At 57.1% G+C, this 14,882-nt stretch carries 13 protein-coding genes and 1 pseudogene; 6 read left to right on the top strand and 8 right to left on the bottom strand.

Features of this window, described 5'->3' with window-relative positions; genetic code table 11:
- Positions 1-53 precede the first annotated feature (53 nt).
- Together JNO11_RS01170 and JNO11_RS01165 are read right to left on the bottom strand one after the other, a co-directional pair.
- The gene (locus tag JNO11_RS01170; RefSeq protein ID WP_325176835.1) at positions 54-971 is read right to left on the bottom strand and encodes a TIM barrel protein; all 918 of its coding nucleotides are present in this window, start codon (positions 969-971) and stop codon (positions 54-56) included.
- Between the two features lie 150 nt (positions 972-1,121).
- A complete protein-coding gene (locus JNO11_RS01165; protein WP_325177632.1) occupies positions 1,122-2,147 on the bottom strand; it encodes a LacI family DNA-binding transcriptional regulator in 1,026 nt (341 codons plus the stop codon).
- A 330-nt stretch (positions 2,148-2,477) separates the two neighbouring features.
- Here JNO11_RS01165 and JNO11_RS01160 point away from each other — a divergent pair, with 330 nt between their 5' ends.
- The 4 genes from JNO11_RS01160 to JNO11_RS01145 all read left to right on the top strand — a co-directional run bounded on the left by JNO11_RS01160 (position 2,478) and on the right by JNO11_RS01145 (position 5,804).
- Complete coding sequence (locus tag JNO11_RS01160; protein ID WP_325176834.1) at positions 2,478-3,521, top strand: Gfo/Idh/MocA family oxidoreductase; 1,044 nt, start codon at positions 2,478-2,480, stop codon at positions 3,519-3,521.
- Positions 3,522-3,539: 18 nt separating this feature from the next.
- The gene (locus JNO11_RS01155; RefSeq protein WP_031593622.1) at positions 3,540-4,418 is read left to right on the top strand and encodes a sugar phosphate isomerase/epimerase; all 879 of its coding nucleotides are present in this window, start codon (positions 3,540-3,542) and stop codon (positions 4,416-4,418) included.
- A 218-nt stretch (positions 4,419-4,636) separates the two neighbouring features.
- Complete coding sequence (yghU, locus tag JNO11_RS01150; RefSeq protein WP_022625250.1) at positions 4,637-5,500, top strand: glutathione-dependent disulfide-bond oxidoreductase; 864 nt, start codon at positions 4,637-4,639, stop codon at positions 5,498-5,500.
- Between the two features lie 10 nt (positions 5,501-5,510).
- Positions 5,511-5,804 carry a DUF1330 domain-containing protein gene (locus JNO11_RS01145; protein ID WP_010252030.1) on the top strand — a complete coding sequence of 98 codons (294 nt, stop codon included), beginning with the start codon at positions 5,511-5,513 and terminating at the stop codon, positions 5,802-5,804.
- Between the two features lie 30 nt (positions 5,805-5,834).
- On the opposite strand, the gene JNO11_RS01140 is transcribed toward JNO11_RS01145, so the two are convergent.
- Together JNO11_RS01140 and JNO11_RS01135 are read right to left on the bottom strand one after the other, a co-directional pair.
- Positions 5,835-6,929 carry a YncE family protein gene (locus JNO11_RS01140; RefSeq protein ID WP_325176833.1) on the bottom strand — a complete coding sequence of 365 codons (1,095 nt, stop codon included), beginning with the start codon at positions 6,927-6,929 and terminating at the stop codon, positions 5,835-5,837.
- 203 nt (positions 6,930-7,132) lie between these two features.
- The gene (locus JNO11_RS01135; RefSeq protein ID WP_022625248.1) at positions 7,133-8,071 is read right to left on the bottom strand and encodes a LysR family transcriptional regulator; all 939 of its coding nucleotides are present in this window, start codon (positions 8,069-8,071) and stop codon (positions 7,133-7,135) included.
- 64 nt (positions 8,072-8,135) lie between these two features.
- On the opposite strand from JNO11_RS01135, the gene JNO11_RS01130 reads away from it, so the two are divergent.
- Complete coding sequence (locus JNO11_RS01130; protein ID WP_033787519.1) at positions 8,136-9,206, top strand: tartrate dehydrogenase; 1,071 nt, start codon at positions 8,136-8,138, stop codon at positions 9,204-9,206.
- Position 9,207: 1 nt separating this feature from the next.
- Here the strand turns inward: JNO11_RS01130 and JNO11_RS01125 are convergent, their stop codons facing one another.
- The 4 genes and pseudogenes from JNO11_RS01125 to JNO11_RS01110 all read right to left on the bottom strand — a co-directional run bounded on the left by JNO11_RS01125 (position 9,208) and on the right by JNO11_RS01110 (position 13,720).
- The gene (locus JNO11_RS01125; RefSeq protein ID WP_325177631.1) at positions 9,208-10,539 is read right to left on the bottom strand and encodes a glycoside hydrolase family 28 protein; all 1,332 of its coding nucleotides are present in this window, start codon (positions 10,537-10,539) and stop codon (positions 9,208-9,210) included.
- 103 nt (positions 10,540-10,642) lie between these two features.
- Positions 10,643-11,459 (bottom strand): annotated as a pseudogene (locus JNO11_RS01120) (carbohydrate ABC transporter permease).
- Positions 11,459-12,331 (bottom strand): sugar ABC transporter permease, encoded by an 873-nt coding sequence (locus tag JNO11_RS01115; protein ID WP_010252041.1) that lies wholly within the window; start codon positions 12,329-12,331, stop codon positions 11,459-11,461. Before JNO11_RS01115 ends, JNO11_RS01120 begins: the two are co-directional and overlap by 1 nt.
- 57 nt (positions 12,332-12,388) lie before the next feature.
- The gene (locus JNO11_RS01110; RefSeq protein ID WP_010252044.1) at positions 12,389-13,720 is read right to left on the bottom strand and encodes an extracellular solute-binding protein; all 1,332 of its coding nucleotides are present in this window, start codon (positions 13,718-13,720) and stop codon (positions 12,389-12,391) included.
- A 551-nt stretch (positions 13,721-14,271) separates the two neighbouring features.
- On the opposite strand from JNO11_RS01110, the gene JNO11_RS01105 reads away from it, so the two are divergent.
- Complete coding sequence (locus tag JNO11_RS01105) at positions 14,272-14,871, top strand: GNAT family N-acetyltransferase (protein WP_325176832.1); 600 nt, start codon at positions 14,272-14,274, stop codon at positions 14,869-14,871.
- The last annotated feature ends 11 nt before the right edge of the window (positions 14,872-14,882 follow it).

The following is a 14,882-nucleotide window of genomic DNA, read 5'->3' as shown; positions in this document are numbered from 1 at the left end:
CCAGCGCAGCGAGCGATTAGCCGCTTTTTTTACCGTTAATCATGCTGTTGTCCTCAGAATCCTGTTGATCGGAGATAGTCCAGGCTGGCTTTAACATCCCGCAGACTGGTGTCGGCATGGCGCGGATCACGCTCCTGTTCGATGGTGATCCAGCCCTGATAGTTACGCTCAGTCAGCAGCGTGCGCACCGCCGGATAGTCAATTGCGCCCTGCCCCAGCGGACACATCACCCCCTGCGCGCAGGCAGTGAAAAAGTCGAGTCCGTGAGAGAGGGCGTCTCGCCAGACCCGCTGGTTAACGTCTTTGAAGTGGAGGTAATCGATGCGGGTCCAGTACTGTTGCAGCGAAGCGACCGGATCCATCCCGGCGTAATAGAGATGGCCGGTATCCAGGCATAAACCAGCCACCTGATGCGGAATATCACTGACCAGCCGCGCAAGCTCATCGGCAAACTCAATGCAGCCGCCCGCATGCGGATGGATCACCGGTCGCACGCCATACTCCTGCCAGGCAATCTCACTGAGAATGGTGATGTGTCGCATCATGCGCTGCCAGTCGTCAGCGGAGAGCCGTGGCGCTTTTTCTGACTGACCGGCATATTTCGCCCGCTCCGGATTCCCGAAGTCGATGATCACCAGATAAGGCGCGCTGGCGCCGGGCGTTTTGACGGCGGTTGGCACACTGGCCAGGGTACGGCACAGGTTGTGGGTCAGCGTCACCAGTTCAGGGAAATGCGCTTCACTGACCAAATCATCAAAAATCGTACCCGCCACCAGCGAAAGCTGATGCGCATTAAGCTGCCGGGTCAGTTCGGCTGCATCCGCTGGCAGATAGCCCCAGGGGCCGAGTTCAATACTGGGATAGCCAGCCAGAACGGCTTCAGTCAGGACTTTCTGCCATGGCGGCAGCCAGGGATTAGCGGGATCGTCCACGCCCCAGCTACAGGGCGCATTAGCAATGTGAAAGGTCATGATATCTGCCTGTGCAGTGAGAACTGCTGGCAGTATCAAATGAAAATTTCATCTCAGACAACAATGAAAGTTTCATTTTTTGATAGAGATCGCGTTTAAATATTTCTTTATATGATAGGTTTCTATCAAATATCCGCTAACCTGCTCTTTCTACAGGTTTTCACGCGTCACGATTTCAAAGGGTACGGTCACCTGCGCAAAATGGTCGCGCTGTTCCATCCGGCTGTTGAGGCAGGTGGCGATCACCGCCGCAGCCATGGCATCAATACGATGGCGCAACATCAGCGTAATGGTGCCATCAATCAGCGCCAGCTCATCGCCGGGCAGCGGACCGTGGCACAGCAGATCGATCTGTCTGCGCCCGCTGTCACGCAGCGCCCGCACCACACCCTCTATGCCGCCGCAGGGCGCATAAATCATCACCAGATCATCATGGGTGTCCAGCAACTGCCGGGTCGCCTGATAGCCCCCTTCACCCGACTCATGCGTTTTTAACGGTTCCAGTACCCGCTGGCTGATGCCTGACTCGCGCAGGTAAGAGCGGAAACTGATCTCGCTGCTCTCCTGGCAGGTAAAGCGGTGATCGCCCAGCAGCACCCCAACGCATCCCGGCTGACGCAGCAGATGCTGTGCCATCCAGGCCGCCGTACGTCCCGCTTTCTGATTATCAATGCCGATAAACCCCGCATGCTCACAGGGCGAGAAATCAGAAAACAGCGCGTAAACCCGCACGCCCAGTCGGGACACATCCTGAATCGCGTGACGAATCAGCGGATGATCCAGCGCCACCAGCGCAATCACATCACTGCGCTGTGCCAGCAGACGCAGCGAGTGCGCCACCGCCTCCACTTCATGAATATCATGCCAGCAAAATTCAGGTTCGCTGCCCTGTGGCTGATGCACCTTAAGCTGCTGTTTCAGCACCTCGCCCAGCTGCTGATAAAACGAATAACGGGCAGGCAGCAGGATAAAGCTCACGCGAACTGTTGCCGCAGCGAGCGGCGATGTTGTCCGGATGTGTGCCTGCGTCAGGTGATAGCCCAGCTCGCGGGCCGCAGCCAGCACTTTCTGCTCGGTCACGCTGCGCACCGGCGCGCGTCCATTCAGCACCCGATCCACGGTGGCCACGCCCACGCCCGCCGCCTGCGCAATAGCGGTCATCGTCACTTTTGACATCATCCTTCTCCCTGCTTCTGCTCTCTGTAGCGCTGGCTGACGGCTACGCCTATATATTCTGTTGTCTGAGACATCAACACTCTATCGCGGCACAGCCATTTCCTCTCATTTATTTGATAGAAAATCAGCGTTAATCTTGATCGTCCTCGCAAAATGAAACATTCATTTCTTTCTGCATTCTCTTTAAAACGCCCATTTGCTAAAACGGATAAAAATCCTGCGCCGATCGGGTTGATGGGATCACATCATTAAAAGGTTAGAGCGACGACGGCGGGCTTTCTATAGTGGAGCCCTGAGCAGCACCTGCCTGCACGTATAAAAGGAAAAGTTATGTTCCCTTCAACGCTTCCGGTTCCACGCCTGACCGCTGCCAGCCAGGTACCACAGTTGCGCTGGGGCATTATCGGGCCGGGCTGGATCGCCGACCATTTTGCCCATGCACTGCGCAAGCATACCCATCAGCAGATCACGGCGGTGGCTGCGCGTGACCCGGCAAAAGCACAGGCCTTTGCCGACAAATGGTCAATCAGCCATGCCACGGGCAGTATCGACGTGCTGCTGGCGCGGGAGGATGTTGATGCGGTCTATATCGCTACGCCCCACAACCACCATTTTCCCGATGGTCTGCGCGCGATTGCCGCCGGAAAGCATCTGCTGATTGAAAAGCCGCTGGCGCTGAATGCTCAGCAGGCGACACAGCTTAAACTGGCCGCCGCTGCCGCGAACCTGCTCTGTATGGAGGCGATGTGGTGCAACTTCACACCGAAATATGACGTTATCCGTCAGCTGCTGGAGGATGGCGTGCTCGGCGATGTTCACACCCTGATTGCCGATCATGGCGAGTTTTTCACCCCGGACCATCGCATCTTCAACGCCGATCTGGCGGGCGGCCCGATGCTGGATCTGGGCAGCTATCTGGTGGCGCTTAGCGTGTTTGTTGGCGGCGGTGCGCCTGACACGATCATCGCCCGGGGCCAGCCCGTCCCGGCTGGGCGTGTAAACGGTCAGACGTCGATGCTGTTTACCCATCAGCACGGCATGCATTCGGTGCTGAATACCACCCTGTTCAGCAACACGCCAGGCGGCGCGGTGATCGCCGGACGCGAGGCCACGCTGGAACTTTCAGGCCAGTTCTATGCGCCCGGTAACTTCACCCTGACCTCCAGCGATCGGCGTCATCGCCTGCAGTGGCAGGAGCCTGCCAGCCGCTATGAACAGCTCTGTCATGAAATTAACCATTTCGCCTGGTGTATCGGTCAGAACCGGATCGATTCACCCATCCATTCGCTTGACCAGGCGATTACCACCCTGGCCACGATGGACAACGTCAGGCAGCAGATTGGCGTGACCTTCAATGAAGAACAGCAACCTTAATGTGCCCGGAGCAGAAAGATGAAAATCGCTTTTGATGTGGATGTGATTAAAGATTTAGGCATCACCCGTATGGTTCATCAGGTGGCCGACTGGGGATACAAATATATCGAACAGTCGCCGCATCCGCAGATCAACCCGTTTTATAAACATCCTAAAGCCAGCCGTGAAATCATCACCGAGTATAAGAATGCGTTAAGCGCCACCGGGCTGGAGATCTCCTCGTTTATCGTGGTCTATCGCTGGTCCGGCCCGGATGAGCTGCGTCGTCAGGCGGCGGTGAAGAACTGGAAGCGGATGATTGAGATCGCGGTTGAGATGGGTGTGCAGGTGATCAACACCGAGCTCTCCGGCACGCCTAACGAGCCGGAAATCTGTGAAGAGATGTTCTATCGCTCCATGGAAGAGCTGCTGCCGATCATCGAACGTGAAGGCATCCGCGTCGAAATCCAGGCCCATCCGTGGGATTTCTGCGAAGAGAACAACGAAACCGTGGATATCGTGAAGTCGTTCCGCAGCGATAATGTGAAGTATATCTACAGCGCGCCACACACTTTCTTTTATGACAAAGGCAAAGGTGATGTGAAACCGATGCTGGAGTATGCCGGTGACGATCTGTCACACATGCTGATCGCCGACACCATGAACCATACAAAACACTGTCGCTACATCGTTAACCCGCCAGGGGTGGATGCCACCATTCACCAGCATGTCGGCGTGGGCGAAGGCGAAGTGGACTTCGACACCCTGTTTAAAACGCTGCGCGACACCGGCTTTGCCACCCGCAGTTATAAAGTCGGCGGTGAACCGATCATCGCGGCGTCTCTGTTTGGCTACCCGGAAAAGATGAAGGTTCAGGCGGTAGAAACCCGCGAACTGATTGAGCGTGAACTGCTGTAACCCTGCCTGCCGTGCAGTCGCTGCTGACTGCACGGCCACCTCCGCTCAGGATAACGAACCACCTGCCTGACACACTTTTATTCACTTTTCTCCAGTGCCGCTGCCCGCCTGACATCAGCCCCCTGCAGCACGGCCTTGCGCAGCCAGCAGAGTTAAACCCCCTTCGCAGCACCTGCTACACTCCAGACCAATACCACACCATAAGGCGAACTTTCATTATGTCGGAAAATGCATATCAGCCCGCAAAAGTCTGGACCTGGGACCCTGAAGCCAAAGGTAACGGCGCTAAAACTAATCGTCCGTTCGCTGGTCCCACCCATGAAAAAGCGTTGCCGGTCGGCAAGCATCCTTTACAGCTCTATTCGCTTGGCACGCCTAACGGCCAGAAAGTGACCATCCTGCTGGAAGAGCTGCTGGCGCTTAACGTCAACGATGCGGAATATGATGCCTGGCTGATCCGTATCGGCGAAGGCGATCAGTTCTCCAGCGGTTTTGTCGACGTAAACCCGAACTCGAAAATCCCGGCGCTGAGCGACCACTCAGCAACGCCGCCGATTCGGGTATTTGAATCGGGCAACATCCTGCTCTATCTTGCGGAGAAGTATGGCTACTTCCTGCCGAAAGATATCGCTGGCCGCACCGAAACCCTGAACTGGCTCTTCTGGTTACAGGGCTCAGCGCCTTACCTGGGCGGTGGTTTCGGTCATTTCTATCACTACGCGCCAGAAAAAATTGAGTACGCCATTAACCGCTTCACGCTGGAAGCGAAGCGTCAGCTCGACGTGCTGGATCGTCAGCTGGCAGATAACCGCTATCTGGCCGGTGATGACTACACCATCGCTGATATCGCCACCTGGCCGTGGTACGGCAACATGGTGCTGAATGACCAGTATGGCGGTGCCGAATTCCTGGATGTGCACTCCTATAAAAATGTGGTGCGCTGGGCGAAAGAGATCGCGCTGCGACCTGCTGTGATTCGTGGCCGCAAGGTCAACCGTGTCATGGGCGACCCGGCCGATCAGCTGCACGAGCGTCATGATGCCGCTGACTTCGATACCAAAACCCAGGATAAAAAAGCTTAAGGAGAGACCTGTGAGTGCATATGTTGTATTTATTCGTGATAACACCCTGAACCAGGACGAAATGGCGATCTATGCCGAGAAAGCGGGCGAGGCTCGCGGCGATCATCAGATCAATCCTCTCGCCTTTTATGGCGAACTTGAAACGCTGGAAGGACAGGAAGCAGAAGGCGTGGTGATTCTGGAATTCGCGAGCCGCGAAGCCGCACATGCCTGGTATGACAGCCCGGAATATCAGGCTGCCAAAGCGCACCGTCTGAAAGGCGCGAACTATCGCGTGGTGCTGGTAGAAGGTGTGGCTAAGTAAAGATTCAGGCGGCAGCGATGCCGCCTTTTTTTATTGCAGTGTGATACGCGCCACGCCATCCAGCCCCTGACTGCTGTGATCGTCATTGAAGCCCTGCTTCAGGGTGACGAACAGGGTCTGCCCGTCCGGTGAGACCAGCAGACTGTTGGGGTGGCTATCAAATGACCAGCTGTTTTTCACCTCATAGGTGGTGCCATCCAGCTGCAGCACCTTCTTCGATTCGCGCTGGCTGATATAAATCTCATTGCGCTTGCCATTAAACTTAATCCCCAGTGAGTCGCCCGGATTCAGACGCTTAATGACCTTGCCGCTGCGCTCATCAAACACCAGCGTATTTTTCGCTTTTGAATTATCCGTAACAAACAGGCGACCGGTTGCCGGATCCTCGGCCATATTCAGGAACAGATACTCCTGCCCGTCACCCGCCGTCAGGCGCTGCTCGATTTTGTTATTGCGCGGATTGATCACCAGGATTTCCCCGCTGCCGTTCGCCGCATAAATCCGGTCGCTGACCGGCGAGAAGATGATGCCTGTGACCCACTTCCCGGCATTTTTTATCCGGGTTTTCAGCGTCAGGGTTTTGGCATCAACCACCCAGATCACGCCCGGATCGCCCACGCCGCCGACATAGAGCAGCCCGTCATGCAGAAAGATTTCACGCGTGCAATAGGGCATGCCTTTCTCGTTTTTCTCGTCAAACATCAGGCGCTTCAGCACCTTACCGTTATCAGGATCGATCTTAGAGATACCGCCATCCAGCGTGTTGGTGGCGTAGAGTGCGCTGCCGTCAGGCGCGCTGATCAGACCAAAGTTTTTCAGGTCGAAGTGTCCCGCGCCGGTGCTCTGCAGCGTGGAAGCATCAAGACGATAGATCATGCCGCCGCTGATATCTTTAAATCCCTGCGCGCTGGCGACATAGAGGGCATTTTTTGCTGGCAGATAGGCCATCTCATACAAACCTTCACCCAGCTCGCGCTGAATCAGGTTATCCGGGCTGGAGGGCTGCATCACCACCGGCGCGCTGGCATCCACTTTTTTCGCCGGCATCTGGCACGCCGTCAGGCTGAAGGTGGTCACCATCGCCAGTGTAAGTGCCGCTGTACGCGGACTGAACAACGCTTTCATACTTAACTCCCCCTATCTGCCTGCTGCTCCCGGCTGGCCACAACGCAGAGGACAGGCTGGAAATAAAAAAGAATAAGAATCATACGCAGCCGCTAAAACGCTGTAAACGCAGCGGCACGCTGACGCAACCGAATCAGCTTAATGCGGTATGTTTATTGTCCGCAGGCGTCTGGCCGCGCCAGAAACTGCCTTTAAAAGCCTGGCTAATCAACCGATTGCAGATTGCTCTGCAGAAACGCCACAAATGCGGTAATACGCGCCGGAAGCTGACGCTGCGCCTGCCAGACCGCAAAAATATCGCCATCCGGTGCCTGCCAGTCGGGTAACACCGGCAGCAGTTCGCCCGTCGCCAGACTGTGCTGCGCGTCCCACCAGGAACGCAGCAAGATGCCATGCCCATCCATCGCCAGTCGCATCGCCACTTCGCCATCGTTGGTGATAAGACTGCCGCGCACTTTCTGATTGATGCTCTGTTCGCCGCTGGTCAGTCGCCACAGGGTAAAATCGCTGTCGTGCTGACGCAGTAAAATGCAATTGTGTTGTGCCAGATCGCGCACTGTCTCCGGCAGACCGTGCCGGGCGGCATAGGCGGGTGAGCAGCAGAGAATGCGCGGATTGGTACGCAGTTTGCGCGCCACCAGCCGTGAGTCGGGCGGTTCTCCGACGCGGATATCAATATCCATGTGGGCATCAAGAAAATTAAGTGGCTGGCTGCTGAGCTGCAGCGACAGCGAGAGTTCCGGGTGCAGCGCGGCAAAAGCCGAGACGCAGGGCGCAATATGCCGACGGCCAAAGCCAAATGAGGCGTTGATGTTAAGTGTGCCGCGCAACTGGGCGGTTTCGCCGCTGACCGCCTCTTCCAGCGCCGCCAGCTGATCCAGCAACGGACGCGCACCCGCCAGATATCGGCGCCCTTCCGGCGTCAGCTCCAGTCGTCGCGTGGTGCGGCGCAGGAGTTGCACACCAAGCCGCTGTTCCAGCTGGCTCAGACGTTTGCTGACCGCCGCCAGCGACAGTCCCAGTTCGCGCGCCGCCGCAGTCAGGCTATCCAGCGCAGCCAGGCGAACAAAGAAGGCTAAATCATCGGTGGAGGTGCGGGATTCTCTACTTTTATTCAACACTGGATTGCCTTTCAGGCTCATTATTTCCCCGGAAGCGACAGTTATACTGCGTACACAATTCGAACATCAACCGGAAAGGTACCCTGTGACTGACAAAATTCACTCTGTTGCCGTGATCCCTGGCGACGGCATCGGCAAAGAAGTGATGCCGGAAGGCGTCCGTGTAATGAATGCGGCCGCAGAGAAATTTAACATTCCGCTGCGCTGGGAGTGGTTCGATTACGCCAGTGCCGACTACTGGCAGCAGCATGGCAAAATGTTGCCTGACGACTGGTTTCCACAGCTGAAAGCCTTTGATGCAATCTATTTTGGCGCAGTCGGCTGGCCCGATGTGGTGCCCGACCACGTTTCACTGTGGGGCTCGCTGCTGCAGTTCCGCCGGGAGTTCGATCAATATGTGAATCTGCGTCCGGTGCGACTGATGCCAGGCGTCAAAGCGCCGCTGGCGAACCGTCAGCCCGGCGATATCGACTTCTATGTGGTACGCGAAAACACGGAGGGTGAATACTCCAGCGTCGGCGGCACCATGTTCCCCGGCACCGAACGTGAAGTGGTGATCCAGGAGACGGTGATGACGCGCACCGGCGTCGATCGCATCCTGAAGTTTGCCTATCAGCTGGCGCAGAGTCGGCCGAAGAAACACCTGACCTCCGCCACCAAATCGAACGGCATTGCCATCACCATGCCCTACTGGGATAGCCGCGTTGAAGCCATGGCCGGTCAGTTCCCCGATGTTCGCGTCGATAAGTATCACATCGATATTCTCACCGCTAACTTCGTGCTGCATCCGGACTGGTTTGATGTGGTGGTCGCCAGCAATCTGTTTGGCGATATCCTCTCCGATCTCGGCCCGGCCTGTACCGGCACCATCGGCATCGCCCCTTCGGCCAATATCAACCCGGAAGGCCTGTTCCCCAGCCTGTTTGAACCGGTTCACGGTTCTGCGCCCGATATCGCCGGTAAAGGTGTCGCCAATCCCATCGGACAGATCTGGTGTGGCGCGATGATGCTGGAGCACCTCGGCTACAAAGCGGCAGGTGATGCGGTGTTAGACGCGATTGAACGCACGCTGGCAGCGGGTGAGCACCTGACGCGCGATCTCGGCGGCAGCGCCAGCACCGAACAGCTCGGTATGGCCATCGCCGCCGCGCTGTGATTTAGTCCGGCAACTGCACCACGCACTCGGGGTGCCAGCCTGGCGGTAACGGTTCCGGCCGTACTATCGCCAGGCTGTGCAGTTGCAGGTTCTCCACCCCGCGTGCAAACAGGCCCGGCAGCCCGCCGGGATAGCGCTCTACGCCAAAAGCTTCGCCGGTTTTCGGGTCAAGTTTGTAGGCGTTATCCAGCCCCATGCCGGTCGGGGAGTCCGGATTACAGGGCGGCCGTACATCATAGTGTCCCTGTGCAACCGGTGCCACGGTCTGCCGCATCTGCAGCTGGCTGATGACCACATCGCGTATCCAGCCCGGTTCTGCCGCATGCAGGTTAATCGCCCCTTCCGCCACGCCCGTAACGTTACTGAACTGCACCTGCTCTACGATGCCGGGCGTAATGGCGGGATCGCGCCTGCGCACCGAAATATGCAGCGGATCGGCTTTTCCCCAGTGACAGGGCGGCGCATGGTGACAGGCAAAAGTCAGATTACTGAACAGCAGACGCCGCATCGCGCCGCCGTCACGCGACAGAATACCAATGCCACGGTTGGAATCAAAAATGGTGCAGCCGGTCACCGTGACATCTTCCACATCATCCCAGGTTTCAGTGCCGATTTTAAAGGCGCAGCTGTAGCTACGCAGCAGGCAGTTGGTGATCATAATCTGCCGCGCCGGACGCCGCAGCGCGGCCGGTTTGTAGGTGGTTTTGATGCAGATGGCATCATCGGCGGCACTGAGATAGCTATTGCTGACAAACACCGCTTCGCAGCTGTCGATATCGAGCGCATCGGTATTCGGCATGGTCATGGCATTGTCGATGGTGAGGTGGTCGATATGCACATGGCGACAGCTCACAAGATGCACCGTCCACATCGGCGCCTGCACGATGGTAAAAGCGGTCAGCGTTACCTGCTCACAATCTTCAAACACAATGATCCGCGGCCGGTCCGCACGCGGCAGGCGATAGCCCTGCTCGTCACGCTCAGCGGCAAACCAGGCTTCACCGTCACCGTCTATACGGCCGGTGCCGCTGATGGTGATATTGCGCTGGCCCAGCGCATAGAGCAGCACATTGTGGGACTTCTCAGCACAGCTCAGCGCCTGTACCGCCTGGTAATCAGCCAGCCGCTGACTGGCGATCAGCACCGCGCCCGCTTCAAGATAGAGTTCAAAATCAGAGGGCAGATTCAGGCAGCCGCTGCGATAACGCCCGGCAGGCAGGGTCAGACGGCCACCGCCCGCCGCCGCAATCTGATCCATAGCGCGTTGCAGCACGGCCGTGTCCGGGGTTTCGCCATCGGCGACAGGGTGAAAATCAGCAAGGGAAAGGTGCATCATGCGTCTCCCGCAGGATTGAGGAGGAGGAATTGCAGCACGATACGGCGCGGCAAACCTTTGTCTGGCCGCCAGTGCGCCGTTTCGTGCGGGCTATCACAGATTACTTCACGGCCCCTTCGGTGACGCCGCTGATGAACTTGCGCTGGAAAATCAGGAACACCACGATCAGCGGCATAATCACAATCATCGCGCCCGCCATCAGCACCGGAATGTCGATGGTATTTTTGTTCTGGAAAAACATCATGCCAATTGGCAGTGTGCGTAACTCATCCTTGTTGACCAGAATCAGCGGGATCAGGAACTCATTCCAGGTCCAGATAAACAGCAGCAGCCCCAGCGTTGAGAGGGTCGGCCAGATAGCGGGCACCAGAATGCCCCACAGAATTTTGACCCGCGATGCCCCATCCATTACCGCCGCTTCCACCAGTTCTTTCGGCACCTGCTGGAAAGCACTGGCGATCATCAGCGTGGTAAAGGGCAGCGACAGGGCAATTTGCGGCAGGATCAGCGCCAGATAGGTGTTGGTCAGCCCCATCCAGCGCAGCTCGTGATAGAGCGGAATGATAAAGGCTTCACTCGGCAATACCATCCCTAGCGCCAGCATCGCTCCGATGACTTTTTTTACCAGGGATTTTCAGCCACGCGAAACCGAACCCGGCCAGAATGCCCAGCAGCGCGCTGAACAGCACCACCGGAATCACCACCAGCACCGAGTTGAGGAAGTAGACGTTGAAGTGGCCCTGTTGCCACGCGGTCAGGTAGTTTTTGAAATTCAGCGAGGCGGGCAGCGTGAAGACCCCCTGAAACAGCTCCATCTGGGTTTTGAACGACGTCATCAGCGCCATCAGGAACGGCAGAATCGTCATCAGCGCCACGATCCAGATCAGCGCGCGTGAAATCACCGGCGTGCTTCGCATCAGTAACGCTCCTTTAAGGCCAGATGGATCAGATAGTTAATCCCTAAAACAATGACCATGCTGAACACCGCCACCGACGAGGCGTAGCCAAAGTAGTGCAGATCAAAGCCCTGCTTATACATAAAGATGTTGGTCACCATGGTGGAGGTGCCCGGGCCGCCCTGCGTCATCACATAGACCAGGTCAAAGGCTTTCAGGCTGGCGATCACCGTCAGCAGCAGGGCAATCCGCAGCTCGGGTCGCAGGCCTGGCAGCGTAATGCGCATAAACTTCTGGCGACGCGACGAGCCATCGAGATCGGCCGCTTCCAGCAGTGAGGGATCCATGCGCTGCAGGCCCGCCATAAACAGAACCAGACAGAAGCCGAAGAAGTACCAGGTGGCGACCAGACCCACGGCGGGCAGCGCCCAGGTAAAATCACCCAGCCAGGAGAGTGCCAGCTGGGGCAATCCGATTGCGCGTAATATCTGGTCGATCGGACCAAACGCCGGGTTATAGAGCCAGCGCCACACCACGCCCAGCACCGCCATCGGCATGATGTAGGGCAGGAAAAAGAGAATGCGCAGCACGCTGCGTTCGCTGTTGTTGCGCGTGTCATACAGAAAGCTGCAGAGCAGCAGGCCGACGCCAATCGGCAACAGGGTATAGAACAGCATCAGGATGGCGTTATTGCCCAGTGCAATCCAGAACACCGGATCGCTGAACATCCGCAGATAGTTGCTGACGCCGCTAAACACCGGCAGCGAGGTGCCGTCCCATTCGGTAAAACTGATGCCCAGCGAGGCCAGTAGCGGGAACAGCAGAAACACCGCATAGACCAGCACCGCAGGCAGAACATAGAGAAAATTACGCCAGCCACTTAAATTCAACATAACTCTACTCGTGGTTCAGAACGAGGCTCAGGCCCGGCTGTTCGCCGGGCCTCCGGCTTAATGCTTCAGTGTTTTCAGGTAACGCTGATAGTTGTTATCAAAATTAACTACCATCTGATCAGGTGTCTGACGGCCTGCCAGCAGCAGTTGAACGTTCTGATTCAGCTCGGCGTTCATGGTGGGTGTCGCCCAGTCCACGTAGTGACCTAAACCGTCGTAATCATTGAGCGTCAGCCAGACCTGATACGCCTCGGCCAGCAGCGGATTGTCCGCTGGCATTTTCGCCGCTTTGTTGGTGCTGGCAGGCAGGAAGCCCACCTTCAGCCAGCGGTTCGCCATGGCATCAGAGACCATATAGTTGATGAACTTCGCCGCACCTTCCTGCTGGTCTTTGCCTTTGGCAGTGCTGGTGATGGAGAACGCCAGATCGGTACCGCCCACCATCAGCGGTTGCTTCACGCCTTCACCGGCAGGCATCGCGGCAAAGTGAATATCTTTGTTGTCTTTAAACTGGCCGAGATACCAGGTGCCGCTGACCAGGAACGCAGCCTGGCCGTTCTGGAACAGCGTCGCCGCATCGTCGTGACCGATGCCCTGGAAGCCAGGGAAGAAGTACCCTTTGTCGGTCCAGCTCTTCATCATAGAGGCGGCATTGACCAGCTTGCTGTCTTTGAAGGTGCCGCCCACATCGTAAATCAGATTATCCAGCGTCTTGCGGTCGTGGCTCTCAATCTGCGCCTGCCACAGGGTGCTGAGCAGCTGCTGGCCCATGTTGCCATCCAGCAGACCGAGCATCATCGGCGCGGTGCCCTGCTGCTTCAGTTTCGCCATCGCGCTTTCCAGCTCAGCCAGCGTTTTCGGCACGGCAATACCTGCTTTATCCAGCAGCGCTTTGTTGTAATAGAGCCCGACCATCTCGCCCAGGCTGGCGACGCCATAGAGTTTGCCGCTGCCAAACTCGCCGCTGTCTGACCAGCGGTTACGTTTCAGAATCGAGTCCGGGAAGCGTGTGGTCCAGCCGTTGCTGGCGGCGTAGCTGTCGAGCGGCAGCAGCAGCTTATCTTTAACCAGCGAGCCCATATCGCCGCCGCCCTGGTTGACCTGAGCGATCTGCGGGCCATCACCGGCGGTCAGCGCCAGCTTCAGGGGAATACGGGTATCTTCAAAGGAGTGAACCGAGCGGTTAATCACAATGCCGGGATTCTGCTGGGAAAACTCTTTAATCCCTTCATCTACCGCGGCAGTCTGCTCCGGGTAGTTGTAGATATCCCACTCATTCAGGGTAACGGCGGCGTGGGCGGCATGCGAGACGCTGCCCGCCAGCAGGCCCGCTGCCAGCAGCCGACCCACATTGCGAATTCGGAACGAACGAACGGAGGAAACAGACATTATGCTCACCTTCTTCAGACCAGGATCGGCATCCTTTCATCTCACCGCCTGACATCCTGCAGGCTGCAGCCGCACACAAACGCACTCACTCATACTTACTTTAATAAAAAAATAAAGTCAAACAGCCTGCGCGGGGAATTACAACGCTGTGAGCACGCGCAAATAAACAGCGGCATGGCGTGAAATTCAGCACACTGCGCTGGCATTTACGCGATTAACCGTGGCGGTGCGTCGCCAGCTACTTTTTCTGCAGCAGGAGATGCCAGTGCAATCATTGCAAAATAACGTCCTGATAAAACATACGAAAATCCTATCACGCTCACACTTTCCCCCCTTTCACTGGCCGTGAATCTGCTGCCAGCCGCCACGATCCGGGCGTGTTGGCGATCACAGTTGTGCATCCCGATGCCGGTAAACATTGCCGAAGCGCCCGTGTTAGTGAGATAAGGTAATTATTCTATCTTGAAAACTAAGTCCACTTTCATTAACGTAACTTTTATCTGCGGATCTGTTCAATCCCTGACCGATTCACTCACTCACGAGAATTCACCATGGCGAATCAAGGTGTCATTCGTCCGGCCACCCCGGCGGACTACCCGGCGCTCTACCGCATCTGCCTGGAAACAGCCGATGCAGGTGGCGATGCCCGCGCGCTCTATTCCGATCCTGACTATCCCGGCCAGCGTTTTGCTGTGCCTTATGCGCGTTTCGCGCCTGACTTTGCTTTTGTGCTGGAGCGGGACGGTGAGGTGCAGGGTTATGTGGTCGCCGCGTCCGATACCCGCGCGTTTGAAGCGCAGCTACAGGCCGCATGGTGGCCGCAGCTGCAGGAGAAATATCGTGATCGCAGCGCCAGCGCGCCGCTCGACAGCAAAGTGCTCGACTCAATACGCCATCCTGACCAGGCCGCTGACACGCTGGTGACGCAGTGGCCCGCTCATCTGCATATCAACCTGCTGCCGGCGGCACAGAAAGGCGGCTGGGGTCGCCGGATGATTGAGCATGAGCTGGCGGCGCTGCGCGCTGCCGGTGTCAGCGGTGTCCATCTTGGCGTCAGCCTGCAGAATGAGCAGGTCTGTGCCTTTTATCAGCGCATGGGGTTCACCCCAATCCTGCGCAGCAATGCCATCTACATGGGCCAGTTACTCTGAGTGAGGTAGCC

This window comes from Pantoea sp. 1B4 (assembly GCF_016925765.1).
In the GTDB taxonomy this organism is placed as follows: Bacteria; Pseudomonadota; Gammaproteobacteria; order Enterobacterales; family Enterobacteriaceae; genus Pantoea; species Pantoea agglomerans.
Note: the sequence above shows the minus strand (reverse complement) of the source record. Positions and strands in the feature narration are given on the sequence as shown.

Coding starts and splice junctions, on each gene's coding strand:
- JNO11_RS01170 (WP_325176835.1), bottom strand. CDS start 971: ATGACCTTTCACATTGCTAATGCGCCCTGTAGCTGGGGCGTGGACGAT.
- JNO11_RS01165 (WP_325177632.1), bottom strand. CDS start 2,147: ATGTCAAAAGTGACGATGACCGCTATTGCGCAGGCGGCGGGCGTGGGC.
- JNO11_RS01160 (WP_325176834.1), top strand. CDS start 2,478: ATGTTCCCTTCAACGCTTCCGGTTCCACGCCTGACCGCTGCCAGCCAG.
- JNO11_RS01155 (WP_031593622.1), top strand. CDS start 3,540: ATGAAAATCGCTTTTGATGTGGATGTGATTAAAGATTTAGGCATCACC.
- yghU (WP_022625250.1), top strand. CDS start 4,637: ATGTCGGAAAATGCATATCAGCCCGCAAAAGTCTGGACCTGGGACCCT.
- JNO11_RS01140 (WP_325176833.1), bottom strand. CDS start 6,929: ATGAAAGCGTTGTTCAGTCCGCGTACAGCGGCACTTACACTGGCGATG.
- JNO11_RS01135 (WP_022625248.1), bottom strand. CDS start 8,071: ATGAGCCTGAAAGGCAATCCAGTGTTGAATAAAAGTAGAGAATCCCGC.
- JNO11_RS01125 (WP_325177631.1), bottom strand. CDS start 10,539: ATGCACCTTTCCCTTGCTGATTTTCACCCTGTCGCCGATGGCGAAACC.
- JNO11_RS01115 (WP_010252041.1), bottom strand. CDS start 12,331: ATGTTGAATTTAAGTGGCTGGCGTAATTTTCTCTATGTTCTGCCTGCG.
- JNO11_RS01110 (WP_010252044.1), bottom strand. CDS start 13,720: ATGTCTGTTTCCTCCGTTCGTTCGTTCCGAATTCGCAATGTGGGTCGG.
- JNO11_RS01105 (WP_325176832.1), top strand. CDS start 14,272: ATGGCGAATCAAGGTGTCATTCGTCCGGCCACCCCGGCGGACTACCCG.